Source organism: Azospirillum sp. B2RO_4, from assembly GCF_051124815.1.
GTDB lineage: Bacteria > Pseudomonadota > Alphaproteobacteria > Azospirillales > Azospirillaceae > Azospirillum.
In genome coordinates this window covers 358,245-374,796 of sequence record NZ_CP118485.1, presented here as the reverse complement: position 1 = coordinate 374,796, position 16,552 = coordinate 358,245, and the positions used below count along the sequence as shown (strand labels likewise).

General features: G+C 68.7%; 9 protein-coding genes. 7 read left to right on the top strand and 2 right to left on the bottom strand.

The window, feature by feature from the left end; genetic code table 11:
• The first annotated feature begins 12 nt into the window (after positions 1–12).
• The 5 genes from PWS46_RS01610 to tyrS all read left to right on the top strand — a co-directional run bounded on the left by PWS46_RS01610 (position 13) and on the right by tyrS (position 4,117).
• Entirely contained in the window at positions 13–231 is a 219-nt protein-coding gene (locus tag PWS46_RS01610) for a hypothetical protein (RefSeq protein WP_434617181.1), read from the top strand.
• Between the two features lie 42 nt (positions 232–273).
• Complete coding sequence (locus tag PWS46_RS01605) at positions 274–834, top strand: cytochrome b (protein ID WP_434617175.1); 561 nt, start codon at positions 274–276, stop codon at positions 832–834.
• A 198-nt stretch (positions 835–1,032) separates the two neighbouring features.
• On the top strand, positions 1,033–1,854 hold the full coding sequence (radC, locus tag PWS46_RS01600) for a RadC family protein (RefSeq protein WP_434617172.1): 822 nt from the start codon (positions 1,033–1,035) through the stop codon (positions 1,852–1,854).
• 116 nt (positions 1,855–1,970) lie between these two features.
• The gene (locus PWS46_RS01595) at positions 1,971–2,630 is read left to right on the top strand and encodes a YcbK family protein (protein ID WP_434617169.1); all 660 of its coding nucleotides are present in this window, start codon (positions 1,971–1,973) and stop codon (positions 2,628–2,630) included.
• A 215-nt stretch (positions 2,631–2,845) separates the two neighbouring features.
• Complete coding sequence (gene tyrS, locus PWS46_RS01590) at positions 2,846–4,117, top strand: tyrosine--tRNA ligase (RefSeq protein WP_434617166.1); 1,272 nt, start codon at positions 2,846–2,848, stop codon at positions 4,115–4,117.
• Between the two features lie 15 nt (positions 4,118–4,132).
• Here tyrS and PWS46_RS01585 read toward each other — a convergent pair whose 3' ends face one another.
• Entirely contained in the window at positions 4,133–5,083 is a 951-nt protein-coding gene (locus PWS46_RS01585) for an MBL fold metallo-hydrolase (RefSeq protein WP_434617163.1), read from the bottom strand.
• 658 nt (positions 5,084–5,741) lie between these two features.
• On the opposite strand from PWS46_RS01585, the gene PWS46_RS01580 reads away from it, so the two are divergent.
• Positions 5,742–9,200: an STY4851/ECs_5259 family protein gene (locus PWS46_RS01580; protein ID WP_434617161.1), complete on the top strand. Its 3,459-nt coding sequence runs from the start codon at positions 5,742–5,744 to the stop codon at positions 9,198–9,200.
• A gap of 3 nt (positions 9,201–9,203) precedes the next feature.
• Positions 9,204–15,380, top strand: coding sequence for a DEAD/DEAH box helicase (locus tag PWS46_RS01575; protein ID WP_434617158.1), 6,177 nt, complete (start codon positions 9,204–9,206; stop codon positions 15,378–15,380).
• 49 nt (positions 15,381–15,429) lie between these two features.
• Here PWS46_RS01575 and PWS46_RS01570 read toward each other — a convergent pair whose 3' ends face one another.
• Positions 15,430–16,551 (bottom strand): hypothetical protein, encoded by a 1,122-nt coding sequence (locus tag PWS46_RS01570; RefSeq protein WP_434617156.1) that lies wholly within the window; start codon positions 16,549–16,551, stop codon positions 15,430–15,432.
• Position 16,552: the final 1 nt, after the last annotated feature.

The window sequence follows — 16,552 nt, the reverse complement described above, 5'->3', positions numbered from 1 at the left end:
GGATGTCCGCCGATGCTGTCCGCCACCTCCTCCGCCTCCCTGCCGTCGATGCCGTCGCCGCTGCAGAGCCGCCCGGCAACCCCGCCGGCTCCCACCGGGATCGACAGCGACGGCGACCGCGACAACGACACGACCGAAAGCGCCGCCGCCAAGGCCGCCGAGTCGCGCGGGTCCGCCCCCAGCCTGCCGGCCGATCCCAACCGCGGCCGCACCCTGAACATCACCGCCTGAACGGAGGCGTGCTTCGGCCGCCTTTCCACCGGAGTCCGTCCGATGCCCAACAGCTACAGCGCAATCCAGAAAACCCTGCACTGGCTGATCGCCCTTCTGATCGTCGGCGTCTATCTGCTGACCTTCGGCGAGGATTTCTATGAACGCGGGGATCCGATGCGCGCCACGATCTGGTGGCTGCACATCTCCTTCGGCCTGCTGCTGCTGGGGCTGGTGCTGGCGCGGATCGGGCTGCGCTTCACCCGCGGCACGCCCGCCCTGCCGGCGGAGATGACGCCGGTCGAACGCGGCGCCTCCCAGGCCGTCCATCTCGGGCTCTACCTCCTGATGCTGGGCATCCCGCTGGTCGGGGTGGTGCTGACCTGGCTGCGCGGCGACACGCTGTCCTTCTTCGGCCTGTTCACCATCCCCTCCCCGGTCGAGACCGACCGCACGCTCGGCCGCTCGGTGAAGGAGATCCACGAGCTTGGCGCCAACCTGATCCTGGCGCTCGCCGCGGTTCATGCGGCGGCGGCACTGTGGCACCACTTCGTCCGCCGCGACGGCGTCCTGGCCCGCATGCTGCCCGGCCGAGGCAACGAACAACCGGGCCTTGCCGACTGAGCCGGGGCCGGGGCCGACCAAAGGCTTTCTCCACCCGCGCGAGCACGACCCCTGTGCGCTCGCGCGGTCAGACGCTATAGTCGTCTCCATACAGATGCATGGCGATGACCGATGGCAGGACGCAGGACGGCAGGACAGGCTTCGGGTGGGGGCGGCCGGAAGGCCCGCGGAACCGCGGGCGAGGACGGTGGTGCGCAGATGGACGACGCCGGCGGGAGCGCCGGCCTCCTGCCCTTCCCAGACCTGCTGTCATCCCCGACCGACGCGACATCCGACGCCGCCGACGCCCTGCCGGAGGACGGCGGACGGGAGGACGGGGCGGAGGAAGGCGATCCCCATTACCTCGACCACCGCAACCGCCTGCGCCGCCGCTTCCTCGACCGCGGCGCCGACGCGCTGGAGGATTACGAGCTGCTGGAGATGGTGCTGTTCGCCGCCAGCCCGCGGCGCGACGTGAAACCGCTCGCCAAGCTGCTGATCCGGACCTTCGGCGACCTGTGGGGGGTGGTCAATGCCCCGCCCGAACGGCTGCGCGGCCTGAAGGCGGAGGGCGTGTCGCTCGGCACCGACAACGCCGTCGCCACCGTACGCATCGTCGGGGCGGCGGCCCTGCGCGCGCTGCAGCAGCGGGTGATCGACCGGCCGGTGCTCGCCTCCTGGCAGGCGCTGATCGACTATTGCGCCGCCGCCATGGCGCATGAACCGACGGAACAGTTCCGCCTGCTGTTCCTCGACCGCAAGAACAAGCTGATCGCCGACGAGGTGCAGCAGCGCGGCACCATCGACCACACCCCCGTCTACCCGCGCGAGGTGGTGAAGCGGGCGCTGGAGTTGTCGGCCGCCGCCGTGATCCTGGTGCACAACCACCCCTCCGGCGACCCCACCCCCAGCCGCGCCGACGTCGAGATGACCAAGGAGATCGTTCGCGCAGGCAACGCCGTCGGTCTCGTCGTCCACGACCATCTGGTGATCGGCAAGGGCGGCCGGCACACCAGCTTCAAGGCGCAACGCCTGTTGTGATGGCCCGACTCACCTGCCTGCCATGCAGCCGCGCCATGCGCCGCCACTTTGCATTTGCGAATCGGTCGCCATTTTGTTGACCTGACGGTGCCCCGCCGAAGGAATCGACCGACCGCATGTCCTCTTCGCCCTTATCCTTGAAGCGCCGCAGCCTGTTGATCGGGTGCGGCGCGCTGGTTCTGATGTCCGACCGCGCGCTGGCCGCCCCCGCCGCGCCGCGCCGTCTCAGCCTGAGGAACCAGAACACCGGCGAAAGCTTCGACGGCCCCTATCGCGACGCCTCCGGCCCGCTGCCCGATGCGATGGCCGATCTCGCCAAGTTCCTGCGCGACCACCACGCCAACAAGGAAGGACCGGTCGACGTCGGCACGCTCGACTTCCTGGCCGACATCCTTGAGGCGGTGGGCCAGTCCAAGGCGACCATCCTGTCGGCCTTCCGCACGCCGGAAACCAACGCCATGCTGGCCGCCCGCAGCCTGGGGGTGGCGGAACACAGCCAGCATCTGCTCGGCCGCGCCCTGGACGTCACCCTGTCGTCACGCCTGCCCGACGCGCATCGCAGCGCGCTGGATCTCAAGCGCGGCGGCGTCGGCTGGTATCCGCGCTCGCATTTCCTGCACATCGACACCGGGCCGCTGCGCAGCTGGGAGATGTTCGGCCGGAATCTGGACGGGCTGTTCGCCCCCGGCGCCCGCAGCCCCCGCCTGCGCAGCGTATCCCAGCGCATGCAGTTGCACCGCGCGCTGGCCCGCCGCCAGATGCTCGGGCGGAAGTGAGGGATTCGGGGTGGATCTTTCCGGCATACGGGTGTAGGGACAGCGCCATGACCGACCGCATCGCCCTCACTGCCCCGATGTATTATCCGCCGCTCGCATAGCGCGGCGTCGATCGGTCATACCCGAAACCATGCCGTCGCAAGTCCGGCGGCCATGGTTCTCTCACGCGACAGAGACAGTCTCCGGATGGCCCGGCCAACCGTAGAGACGTCCCGATGCCGACCAATTCCAATGCCGCCCAATCACCCGCAGCAGACTTCCTGCGCATCCTGCGCGACCGCGGCTTCCTCCACCAATGCAGCGATCTGGCCGACGACCTGTCGGGCCTCGCCGCCGCGGCGCCGGACGGGGTGCTGACCGCCTATGTCGGCTTCGACGCCACGGCGGCCAGCCTGCATGTCGGACATCTGCTGTCGATCATGGCGCTGCGCTGGCTCCAGCGCACCGGCAACCGCCCCATCGTGCTGATCGGCGGCGGCACCACCCGGATCGGCGATCCCAGCTTCCGCGACACCACGCGCCCGATGCTGGACGACGCCCGGATCGCCGCCAATGCCGCCGGGCTGCGCAGCGTGTTCGGCCAGTATTTGACGTTCGGCGACGGTCCGGCCGACGCCATCATGGTGGACAACGCCGACTGGCTGGACGGGCTGGATTACGTTCCCTTCCTGCGCGACGTCGGCCGCCATTTCACCATCAACCGCATGCTGAGCTTCGAGTCGGTGCGCCAGCGGATGGAGCGCGAACAGCCGCTGACCTTCCTGGAATTCAACTACATGATCCTCCAGGCCTATGATTTCCTGGAGTTGTCGCGGCGCCACGGCTGTGTGCTGCAGATGGGCGGATCGGACCAGTGGGGCAACATCGTCAACGGCATCGAGCTGGCCCGCCGGGTGGAGCGGCGCGAGCTGTTCGGCCTGACCACGCCGCTGCTGACCACCGCATCGGGCACCAAGATGGGCAAGACCGCCGGCGGCGCGGTGTGGCTGAACGCCGATGCGCTGAGGCCCTTCGACTTCTGGCAGTTCTGGCGCAACACCGAGGATGCCGATGTCGGCCGCTTCCTGCGTCTGTTCACCGAACTGCCGCTGGACGAGATCACCCGGCTGGAGCGCCTGAACGGCGCCGAGATCAACGAGGCGAAGATCATCCTGGCGACGGAGGCCACCCGCCTGTGCCATGGCGCCGTGGAGGCGGACCGGGCGGCAGCCGCCGCCGGTAGCCCCTTCGCCCCCGACGGCGACGGTCTGCCGGAGGTCGCGTTGCCGGGTGGGACAGGCGGCGTGCCGCTGATCGATGCGCTGGTGGCGGCCGGCCTGTCGGCCTCCAAGGGCGCGGCGCGCCGCCTGATCCGCGACGGCGGCGCCCGTGTGGACGGTCAGCCGGTGACCGACGAGGCGGCGATGCTCGCCACACCGGTCGTGCTGTCGGCCGGCCGCAAGCGTCATGTCCGCCTGACCGTTGCTGACTGCCCCTTGGCTTCCTGACCGGGATCGGTGGCGTCAGCCCTCCAGTTGGCGCCACATCTCCATGTCGCGCTCGGCGGTCCAGATGCGGGGATCGGTGTGGCCGGTCGCCTCGTCATAGGCGCGGGTGACGTTGAAGGGCATGCAGTGGTCGAAGATCACCCAATGGCCGAACTTCGGCTTCAGCGCAGCGTAGGTGTCCTTGTAGATGGCCCGCAGGTCCTTGCTCTCGGCAACACCCTGCTTGACCAGTTCGAACAGCTCGCTGGTGAAGGCGCGGGTGCCGCGCAGCCCTTCCTGCACCTGCTCCGCCGTGGTCAGGGCGGCGCCGCGGCCGGGCACCAGCTTCTCCGGCTTCAGCGCGGCGATGGCGTCGAGCGTCGCCGGCCAGTTGGTGAAATAGGCGTCACCGCAATAGGGGGTGGCGCCATATTCGACGAGGTCGCCGGAGAACAGGATCTTCTGCTGCGGCAGCCACACCACAGTGTCGCCCTTGCTGTGGCCACGGCCGAGTTGCAGCAACTGCACCTCCAGCGAGCCCAGCCACATCGTCATCTTGCCGCTGAAGGTGATGGTCGGCCAAGTGAGGCCGGGCACCGATTCGACGGCGCGGAACAGACGGGGGAAACGGCCGATCTCGCTCGCCATGTCGGCCTCGCCGCGCTCGACGATCAGGTCGCGGGTGTCCTCGCTGGCGATGATCTGCTCCGGCGCATAGCCCGACGCGCCCAGAACGCGCACCGCATGGTAATGCGACAGCACGACATGGCGGATCGGCTTGTCGGTGACCTCGCGGATGCGGCGGATGACGTCCTGCGCCATCACCGGCGTCGCCTGGGTGTCGATCACCATCACCGCATCGTCGCCGATGACGATGCCGGTGTTGGGATCGCCCTCAGCCGTGTAGGCATAGGCGTTGTCCGACAGCTTGTCGAAACTGACGGTCTTCTCATCCAGGTCGGCGTGCGAGGCGAAATTCTTGGACATCCGGTTTCTCCACAGGCGCGGCCGATGCCCCCAACCCTCCGGGTGGCACAGCCGTCATTGATCGGTTGGGCCAACCATATCGTTTCATCTGAAACCATGCAATGCGTTTGCGCCCGGACGCCGCGATGGGGGAGAAAGGATCCCGCAACAGCAAAAGGCCCGCTGAGCGTAAGCTCAGCGGGCCTTTTGTTGAATTGGTTGCGGGGGCACGCAACCACCGAGAATTGACGCTACCGCCCGTAGCGATCTGATCCCGGCAAGGCGCAATGACTTTCATCCCAGCTCGGATGGTATCGTTGAAGACACACACCTGTGGTCTGCTTCAGCGCAACGCTCCAGGTATCACCAGCCCAAGTGTGCTCGGCGGTGGACCCGCGTCGAAAGGTATGTGAACCGGAAACCAAGCCTTGAATGCCCGCAAGAGCCGCTCGGCAGACCAATCTCTGGCAGCTCTCGAAAAAGCATGCGCGGACAACAAGGAACCCACCTGGAGTTGACGATGTCAAAAAAATCAGCCAAAATAAGACAATCCTTTATAGCACCGTACATCAAAATGGTTTTCACGATCGCGTGTTACGCTGCACAAAAAAACGAAGTCAAATTTAGAATCACTCCCGTCATGGCATGACCAAGATCCTCAAGGGTATCGAGACAAAGCATGACCATTTCAGTCGCTACCCATGATTTCCTTGCCATGCGCTGGATCACTTATAACTTCCTGCAATCTCGGAAATTGGGAGCACCGGACCGGCGACCTTTATTCGCATACCGTTGTACCCGAGCCGAACTGGATCAACTCCTGGCATTGCTGAAGCCGGCCATGGCGGTCGGGCCGGGCGCCGATGGACGGCATGTGGCAGCCCTGTTCTGCTTGGCTGGCGCCGAACTGTGGAAGTGGGAGTATGCAGGCGGCCCCTGGCGGTGGCAGTTCCTCTGCGATCGCATCGGCATGCCCAACGACTACGGGCGCATCCAGGCCCTGGCGGGCGACGGTCTGCAATTTTGGCAACGCCCGCTGCGCCGCGGCGGCGCCGGACGGCTTTTCCTGCTGAGCCTTGTGCTGGAGGGTGGGTTTCCGCTGCACCTTCTGCAGGGGGATGGCAATCACCTGACCACATATCTCAACCGCGTGCTGTCCGACCTCTCGCGCTTTGGCGCCGACGGCGAGGCCGCGGAGCGTATCGCGGCCCGCCATGCCGCCATGCTGCCCGCCAGTTTGCGCAACGAGGAACTGTTCTCGCTGGTCGCCGACATGCTCGGCCGGTTCCTCGGCTATCGCGACCTGCTGCCGGCCTCCGTCGCGCCCAAGGATGCCGTCGAGTGGCTGGACGGGCACTGCCCGCGGTGGCGCGATTCGCTGCCCCTGACCGTCGACGACGAAGCGGCGAAGCGGCTGCTTGCCGGCCTCGTCGAGGAAACCGTCCGGATGGCCCGCGACCGGACCCGGGTGCTGACCATGCTCTGCCATCGCCTGCTGCGGCTCCGAGGAGACGCGTGGTGGCCATCCGTCGTGCTGGACGTGGCCGGCGATGTCGCGTCGGAGTGCTTTCCGGAAGAGATCCGGGCGCGCTTGGCCGCGACGGGTGCCGTGCGAGCGCGGCTGATGCCGGCTGGTGTGCTGGAGCGGCGTCTGTCCGCCCCGCTCGCCGTCGTGCGGCTTCCCCAGCCTTCCGCTGCCGGCCGTTTCTGGACCATCGAGCCTCTGTCCGGGGCGGACGGCGAGGTTCCCCTGCCACTGACTGACCCCATCGAGGCGACTGTGACCGTCAATGGCGTGGAGGTCGGCCGTTGTGCGCTGCCAGGCGGAGAGGCTGCCGCCCAAGGGCCCTGGGTGTTCGAGGCCGACTCCCAGGACGATGCCGGAACGACGCCCGATGGTCTTACCTTCATTGGCTGCGGCAGCGTGCGGACCCGCCGACCGAGCCTCTACGTGGCCTGCCCGGTCGATGCCGGGGCACCGGTGGCCGACGGCGGCGGGACAGTCGAGTCTGTTGGGCGACTTGCCGACGGAGCGGCGCTCTACCGGGTGAGCGGCGCCGTACGGTGCAGCCGGCCCGGCCAGGCGCTGCCAGTGCTGCTGAGGACAGGCGCCGCGGACGAGGCCGCCAGCCGAATCCTCGTGCGGGGCCGGCCGCCGGGTTGGCAACTCGATGGCGTCGGTGCTGTGCTTGGCGACGGGACGGTCATCGAAATGACCGCGGACGGCCGGATCGGACGCCCCCGCCCCGGCGAACTGCTCTGGCGCAAGGCCATGCCGGGAAGCGCATGGGCACAGCTGCCGGCGACCGGCTGGCCACGCGGGCTGATCGAGATCGCCCTGGTGCGCGACGGCGGCGTCATCGATCACACACGGGTGGCCGTGCTCCCGGCCGGCGCGGAACTCCTGATCACCGGGACCGCCGCGGCGGCCGGCACCCTAACCTTCCGCGGCTTTCAGGGCGCGCGGATCCTCCTTGACCAGGCGGGCCTGCCCAAGGGCACCACGACCGACATCTTAGCCGAGGCCGACGGCGCATGCGTGCGCATCGACTGCCCGACGGCCCCACCCGCTGATCTCGATGTACTTATCGACGGCGATGGGCTGCCGGGATACGGCGGTGGTCCCGTGCCGATGACCTTGCCTTTCCCGGCCCGCGGCAGCGGCTTCATCGGACCGGATGGTCATTGGCTGCCGCACAACGCGACGGTCGCGCTGGACATGCTGTATGGCGTACGTGCGCGGGTCAGCGGCAGCCTGCATGGGCAGGGCCAGCTCTTCGGCTATCTCGCGACGCGGGGCCATGATCTCCGGCAGGCAAAGCTACACAGTAGGTTCACGCGGGAACTGCCGCTGAGCACGCTGCGCGACGGCTTCGCCCGCCTCCTCGCATCGGACGGTGCCATCGACGATTGCGTCGTCCTCACCGTTACGGGAAGCGGGCCGGAGCGGTCCCTGCGCATCCGCCGCTTCGACGTCGCCCTGTCGGTGGCGGAGGGGGCCAACGAGGGAGAGCGCGTCCTCGGCATGAAGGTGAACCAGCCGCTTCCGGTAGACGGGTTGGAGGTGGTGTGCAAGCCGCTGACGGACTTGGCTGGGCCGGAGACGGTGCTGCCACCCGCGCCCTCGGCCGAGGCGCAGCCTTCCTGGGCTTTCCGCGCAGAGGATATCGCTCCTGGATGCTGGCTGATCTACGGCCGCATTGAACGGCGCCACCGTGTACGGCCGATCATGCGGACGGTGGCAGGGCCGGCGGACGACGGTGAAGGGGAAGTCGCTTCCCGTTTGCGCACCTGCATCGCCATGGCCGACCACCACGAGCGCCGGGCGGCGCTGTGGAGCCGGCTGCAGGCGATGGCACGCGATCCGCTGGACCCGGACTGGCCCGAACTGGCCGGGATCCGCCGGGCCTTGCAGGACAACTTGCCGCTCAGTACTCTGGACCTGTTCGACCTGATAGCCGGGGAACCGGCCGCTCTAGCCATGGGGCTGGCGCTGTCCGGCGGCGCCGAGGTGGATGCGGTCCTGCGCATGGAATCGGAGCTGCCCTTCACCTGGGCGCTGCTTCCCATCGCGACCCTCTGCGATGCCTTCGTCGCCGTACGAGACGCGCGGGCCCGGGACTTCGCCGAGCGGGGCCTGGGCGACGGAGCCCGGCCGCTAGCCGATCGCAGCATCCTGGACACGTTGCGGCGTATCGCCGACACCAACGGGGCACTGGAGATGACGTGCACGCTCGTCCGCGGCGCGCTGGGGCTGTCGGCACCTGGCGAGCCGGGGGCAGCGCAGTATGCCCTCGCGCCCGTGCGCGCGTCGGTGCGGGATGGACTCGTGGAGGCGCGACGCCTGCTGCTGGAGGCGCATCGCGACGAGCCGCACTGGCCCCATGCGCTGGACTTCAGGGCGGAGCGGCTGAAGGTTCCGCTGCCGGCGGTGTTCGCCGACGAGCACCCGGCGCCCCGATCCTTCCTCGACGCTCCCTTTGCGGCGGCCATCATCGCCTGGACCGGGGTGGCGGTTGCGCCCGACGTCCGCCATGCCCTGCAGTTCTGCCGTGACTTCGATCCCGCGTGGTTCGAGTCCGCCTATCCCCGCGCCCTTGCCCTGCTCAGCCAGCCGCCGCACTCGTTCGAGGTCTGATCCATGCCGCTGTCGCTTCCCAGCTTCCTTGAGACGCTCGCCGAGCGTTCGGCCTTTTCGGTCATCAGCCGGGCGGGGCTCCGCTCCGAGCCATTGCGCGCGTATCTGCGCAGCGTTCTGGCAGTGCCGCCCGGCCATCCCGGCTCGTTCCTCGCCGACCCGGTGTTCGAACCAGCGTTCGGCTGGCAGCCGGCCGATGCGACCATGGCCGAACTGGCGGGAACCCTGCTGGACCCGCGGCTGGTCGACGCTCTGGACCAACACACGCCCGTGCCGCTGGAGGAGGATCGCAACCGCTACCGCTTCGCACGGGACTGGCGTCCGCACCGCCACCAGTTCGATGCCTGGCGCACGCTGCTGTCGGATCCGCCGCGCTCGGTCCTGGTCAGCAGCGGAACCGGTTCGGGCAAGACGGAATGCTTCCTCGTGCCCATGCTGGACGATCTGGCTCGCGAAAGCCGGGCGGCGGGGCGGCTGACCGGGGTGCGGGCCATAATGCTCTACCCCCTGAACGCCCTGATCAACAGTCAGCGTGACCGTCTGACCGACTGGACGGCGCCGTTCGGCGGCGACATCCGCTTTTGCCTCTACAACGGCGAAACGCCCAAGGAGACGCGCAACACCGAGCGGGCGCAGCGCCCATATCAGACTCCGGATCGCAAGGAACTGCGCGCCGACCCGCCGCCCATCCTGGTGACCAACATCACCATGCTGGAATACATGCTGATCCGCAGCGAGGACGCGCCGATCATCGCACGCTCCCGCGGCCAGCTGCGGTGGATCGTGCTTGACGAGGCTCACAGTTACGTCGGCTCGCAGGCGGCCGAACTCGCTCTGTTGCTGCGCCGGGTGATGCATGCCTTCGCCGTCGAGCCCGGCCATGTCCGCTTCGTCGCCACGTCCGCCACCATCGGTGAGGGGAAGGAAGCCCGAGATCAGCTGGCCGAGTTCCTCGCCGGATTGGCCGGCGTCAGCCCGGAACAGGTCCATGTCGTGGTCGGTGAGCGCGCCGTGTCTCCCCTGTCGGACGCGCCGTCCACCGACGCGCTGCCCGATTCCGGCGGGCTGGCCACCATGGAACCTCCGCTCGCGTACGCCCGTCTCGCCGACAGCCGCCCCATGGCGGACCTGCGCACCCGCTTCGCGCAAGGCCAGACGATGACCCTGACCACCGTCACCGAAGCCCTGATGCCGGACGGCGATCCCCGCGGTGGCGGCGAGCGTACGCGCGCCGTGGCTCTTCTGGAGCAAGCCACGCGGGCCCACCAGGGAAAGGACCGCTTCCTGCCACTGCGCCTTCACCTGTTCCATCGCGCCCAGCCCGGCTTCTGGGCCTGTATCGACCCGCAATGTCCCGGCCGCCAGGGCACCGCGCTGGACAGCGCGGATTGGGCTCACGGCGCGGTCTTCGTGGAGGAGATTGACCGCTGCATCCATTGTGGAGCGCCGGTTCTGGAGATCGTCGCCTGCCAGGACTGCGGGGTGCCGTCGCTTCTAGGCGGCCTGGACGACGATGGGCATCTTCGGCGCTGGATCGAGGAGGGTGACGAGGACGAGTTCTCCCAGGACGCGGAACCTCCGTCCGTGGAGGACGAGGACGGCGGCGGCCCTCCTTCCAGCGGGGCGCACCTGCGCAAGACGCTGGTGGTCGGCCGCTTGGCGGTCGACGGTCATGTCTTCGGCATGGCGATCGACCGAACGGCGCACCGGGAACTCGACACGCCGGACGTGGCGGCTGTTCGGGTGCGCGCCTATCGCCACCTCGGCTGTCCCAGCTGCGGCGGCCACCCCGAGGAAGTGGGCGGGCAACTGCGTCCGGCCCGGATGGGCGCGCCTTTTCTACTGGCAAATGCCGTCCCGCATATTCTGGACTTCACGCCGACGCGTGGTGCCAGCCTGCCCGCCGAGGGGCGCCAGCTCATCACCTTCACCGACAGCCGGCAGGGGACCGCGCGCTTCGCCGCGAAGCTGCAGCAGGATGCAGAGCGCAGCTTTGTACGCAGCGCGCTCTACCATATGGCGCACGCCGCGGCGAACGATCCCCAGAGGTTGGCGGCGATCGCCAAGGCCGAGCGAGATCTGGCCCAACTCGAGCCCGTCAAGGACCAGATCCCCGACCACTACGCGGCGAAGCAGCAGGAGCTGGCGGATCTCCAGAGCGCCGCCGGCGCGGCGGTGCCGTGGCGTGAGGCGGTCAGCCGGCTCGCCGGCCAGGACGACCTCGGCCGTTGGATGTGCGAGGTGTGGGGCTGGCGGGACCGCACTTTCATGACGCCCCATGAACTCGCGGACTACCAGCTCTACCGAGAGTTCCTGCGGCGGCCACGTCTCCAGAACAGTGCCGAAACCATGGGGCTGGTCACGTTGCGTTTCCCCGAGATCGAGGGACTGGAGGAACGGTCGGTTCCGACGCTCCTGGTCGAGCGGGGGTTCGGCCTCGCGGATTGGAAGGCGTTCCTCTACACGGTGCTCACCCACTCCGTACGCGCCAATATGGCGGTGTCCGTCGACGGTGAGCGGCTGCGCTGGATGGGCTTGCAGGTACGGCTGCGCTGTTACCTCAGTCCGGACGGCGATCCGGCGCGCGAACGGCGGGAAATGGCATGGCCGTGCATCAGCGGAGCCGGCCGGCTGCCGCGGGCGGCCCTGTTGCTGGCGCTCGGCCTCGGCCTCGACCCTGACTCACCCGAGCAGCGCGACCGCATGAACGAGGTGCTGGCGCAGGCTTGGCGAACGCTGTGCAGGCTGGCGGATCCAAGCCAGCCTGGCTTCATGCTCGACCTGCGGCGGGCTGAGATCGCGCCGCTGCACCACGGATGGCTGTGCCCGGTAACCGAACGCGTGCTCGACCACGCGTTTGCCGGCATCACCCCCTATCGGCCGCTCAGCCGCACGCCGCAGCCCGACCGCTGCCGGCCCATCGCGCTGCCGGCCCTTCCTTTCCCCTGGCGCCGCCAGAATGGCGAGGAGGTCCCTGAGGCACGCGTGACCGAATGGCTGAGCCGCGACCCGCTCGTCCAGTCGCTGCGCGACAGCGGCGTGTGGACCGACCTGCATGACCGGGTCGCCCTGCGCATGCCCTATATCCGGACCGCCGAGCATTCGGCACAGCAGCCGAGCCTGCGCCTGCAGCGCTACGAGAAGGGCTTCCGCCGCGCCGAGATCAACGTCTTGAGCTGTTCCACCACCATGGAAATGGGCGTCGACATCGGCAGCCTGTCGGCGGTCGTCAATACCAATGTGCCGCCAGCGCCGGCCAACTACCGCCAACGGATGGGACGCGCCGGGCGTGGCGGCCAAGCGCTGGCCCTTGGCCTCACCTTCTGCAAGGACAATCCGCTGGGCTGGATGGTGTTCCACCAGCCAACCTGGGCCTTCGACAAGGACATCCCTGCGCCACGCATCTCGTTGAACAGCCCGGTCATCGTCCAGCGGCACGTCAACGCGCTTCTGCTCGGCGCCTTTCTGAAGGAGAATCCCGGCGGCAGCGACTTGGCCCGCCTGACCTGCCGGTCGTTCCTGGCCCCCGGGGAAGCGGCGACCGGCGCCGATGGCGCTCCGAGCCGAGTCGAAGCGTTCATCCGCTGGTGCGAAGCACCCGGCGGACTGCCGGGCGAGGTGTCAGAAGCCTTGCGGACGCTGGTCTATGGCACCGCCCTTGACGGGATCCCGGCGCTGGAGTTGGCCACGGCCGACGCGATGGAAACGTTGCGCGCGGCGTGGCTGGCGGAGTGGGAGGCGCTGGAACGCGGCGTCGCAGAGACGGCTCCCGAAACTGCAGCCCGCCGCGCCGCCGAGATCCGCCGGCGCCGCTACGCCGGAACCTACCTTCTTGGGGAACTGGCGTCGCGCGGCTTCCTGCCCGGCTACGGCTTCCCGACCGCCGTCGTCGAGTTCGTCACGCTGACATCCGACATGATGGTCCGGCAACGCAAGGAGGACGAGGGCGAGGACACGAACGACCGCCAGAACAACCGCTTCGGAACCCGTCGCTTCCCGACACGCCAGCTCGACATCGCCATCCGCGACTACGCGCCGGGGGCGGATGTGGTTGTCGACGGCCTCGTCTACCGCTCCGGCGGCGTCACGCTCAATTGGCGGCGTCCGGCCGCGGACGGCACCATGCGCGAGGAGCAGGCCATCGGCCATGCCTGGTTCTGCCCGCGCTGCGGCGCCACCGACACGTCGCCTACCAGGCCAGCGGTGTGCCGGGTGTGCGCGGAGACGGATATCCGCGTCATGGAGTTCCTCCAGCCCGCCGGCTTCGCCACCGACTTCAGTTCGAAGCCGCACACCGACATTACCCAGCCGACTTATCTTGCACCGGCGCGCCCCTGGATCTCCGCACGGGACGGTACCTGGACCGCGCTGGCCGATCCCGGCGTCGGCCGCCAGCGGGTGTCCCGGCAGGGCCACGTCTTCCATCACACCGGCGGGGCCGCCCAGCATGGATACGCGCTGTGCCTCCATTGCGGTCGGGCCGCGGCGGAGACCGCGCCGGCCGACCACGCCCCTGCGCTTCCGGAGGAACTGGTCGGCCATGCCCCGCTGCACGGTGGACGCGGGAGGGGCCACGTCCTCTGCGAGGGCAACGCCAACTCCATGTCCATCAAGCGGTTCATCCGGCTCGGCTACGGCATCACCACCGACGTCTTCGAGTTGCAGTTCTTCGCCCTGACGGATCCGGTCGCAGCCACGTCGCTGGCCGTAGCCCTGCGCGAGTCCCTGGCGCTGGCGCTGGGCGTGGAGAGCGCGGAACTGGGCTGGCATACTGTCCAGACACCCACACCGAACGGCCCTACGGCCTATTCCATCTTCCTTTACGACCACGCAGCCGGCGGCGCCGGCTTCGCCAGCTCGGCGGCGTCGCTGATCGGAACACTGCTGGCCGGGGCGGAGCGCATCCTGCGTTGCGACGACCGCTCCTGTCAGGGCGCCTGCCATGCCTGCCTTCTCAGCCGCGACACGCAGCATGACGCCGACCGCCTCGACCGGATTGCAGCCCTTGCGTTCCTGCGTACGGCGGTCCTTCCCAGGCTGGAACTTCCCGAGGCGTTGCGGTACTTCGGCGCAGCATCCAGAGCGGAAAGCGAGACGTTGGTGGACGCGCTCGACCGCAGCATGCAGGCGTGGGCTGGCGCCGCGCTTTGGGTCTGGCTCGATGGACCGGCGCGGAGCTGGGACTTCGACGCGTGGTCGGCAGCGCCGCTGTTGGAGAAGTGGGGAACCAAACACCGGCCGGTACGCATCGTTGCTGAGGGCCAGACGCTGGCAACCCTCTCCTTCGGGCAGAAGATCCGGCTGCGGCGCCTACTGGACCGCTCGCACGCACTTCTCTACCGGACCGACGCGTTGCCGACGGCCGGGGACGGCTGCCTCTTGGCGGCTGTGGAGGACGGACAGCAGACGACCCTGTGGGCCGGCCGGGGAGCCGGTATCCGGCAGGGCAACGAGGATTGGGGCGCCGACGCCGGCGGGCCGGTGGTCTTCGCCCGCGCTTCCGCTGTGCCGGGTACGGCGGAAGCAGTGGCGGACGAACGGCTGCTGGTCGCTGAAGGCCTGCACGCCACCGTGCTGGAAATCCACCACGAACTGGACGGGCCGGTGCGGGACTTTGGCACCCGCCTCTGGACCCTGGTCGGAGCGAGCCGCCCCGAGATCCACCACCTGATCAACACCCGATGCCCGGTCATCGGCGTCGAGGTTTCCGACCGTTATCTGCGTAGCCCGCTGACCGCGCGGCTGCTGTTCGAAGCGGTGCGGCCGCTGGCGCTTGGCCGGCGAGAGCCGCTGCCACTGGTTCTACGAACTATGCCGGTCACCGGAGATCACGACAGCCGCGGCGGCCGTACGGTGGAACACGACTGGGACCACCAGGCCCACCGCGAAGCCGTCATGCGCATAGCCGGGCACGGGTTCAACGTGCGGCTCGCCGCCGAATACCGCCCACGCCACGAGCTTGCGCACGACCGAAGCCTGATCGTGCGCTGGGAGGCGGGCGCCGTGCGGCTACAGCTAGATCAGGGATTCGGATCCTGGTCCGCGCGCGGGCAGACCCGCTTCGATTTCGGCGCCCTCCCTCCGCAGCAGGCCGAGATCCTGACCAGAATGGACGTGCAGGTCCGCAACCGGTCTGAGCACCCGTGCCTGCTGCTGGTGAGAGACCTGATGCCGGAGTGACGGAGGTGCGGTCGCGACGTGCCGTAACGGGATTTTCCCGGTCAGGTCGTCAGCGCCCGCCTTTCGCGCGCCACTGAGAGCCGGGGCTCCGCCCAGCCGCCGTACCTGAGCGCCACGTCTCGAACTCCGACTGCACCGCCTTCAGCTTGGTGCCATCCACCGGCTCGCGGTGCGCGAGGCAATTGCGGACCTCGGCCATGCGTTCCAGCATCGCGCGGACCGGGCGGTCAAGCTGGTTGCGCAGAAGATGGGTTATGGCGCCGAACTCCAGATCCTCTGGCACGGTGATGGTCGTGCCGTAGGGGGTCTGCAAGGGAAGATTTCTGAGCAGCGGATTGGCATAGGCATCCACTACTTGCAGGCGCACCTCCTCGAGCCAGGGAAAAACGGTGTGCAACTGCCCCTTCCACACCCGCCGGGCAATGGTCCGCCGGTCGTTCGCGGTTGCTGCGGCTACGCTGCACCGGAAGGGCGCACCATCCCATTCCCGCATAGGCACCGCCGCCGCTTGCTGCTCGCGCAGCCAATCGAAGGGGGCGAATAGCGTGTGCTCGGGCAGTCGGACCAGCGCATCGGCAAGCGGAAGGTTCCATCCGGTGAGCTCGATGATCAACGCCTCGATCAGGGCGAGGTCGAACGCCCCCCGGCCGCGGCCACGCATCGCCTGAGCCACGTAGAGCGCCGTGTCGATCCGCCCCAGCAGGGGGGCCGCCGTCAATACCGGATAATCCCCGCCGGGCCGGGCCGGGAGTTCGTCCATGAGCACGGCAACGCGCAGAGGCGCCACGCTGCCGGTACGCAGCCGGTCGCGTGCGAACGCCCTCATGAAAATGTCCCAGGACTGCCAGTGTCCGCCGGCGCCGTGGAGGACCACCGCCTCACCTTCCAGTTCCACGGACTGGCAAAGGGTCCGCGCGGTGGCCACCGCGACTCGCGTCTCGCGCGGCAGCAAACGCCGCATCAGGGCTTCGGCTGGCGGAAGCCCCAGGACGTCGGCAAGGTCGACGATCGTGAGAGTGCCGATGTCCCGCCGCTCGTAGGCCGCGGCGAACACGGTTGCGAACCCTTTCGGATCGCCGCCAGATTCGATCAGGACGCACCCCTCCGAGATCAGGGCGTCGACCGCGGCGTTAACGTGGCCGGCGGGCCCCGGCAGCTCCCAGAACCGCATC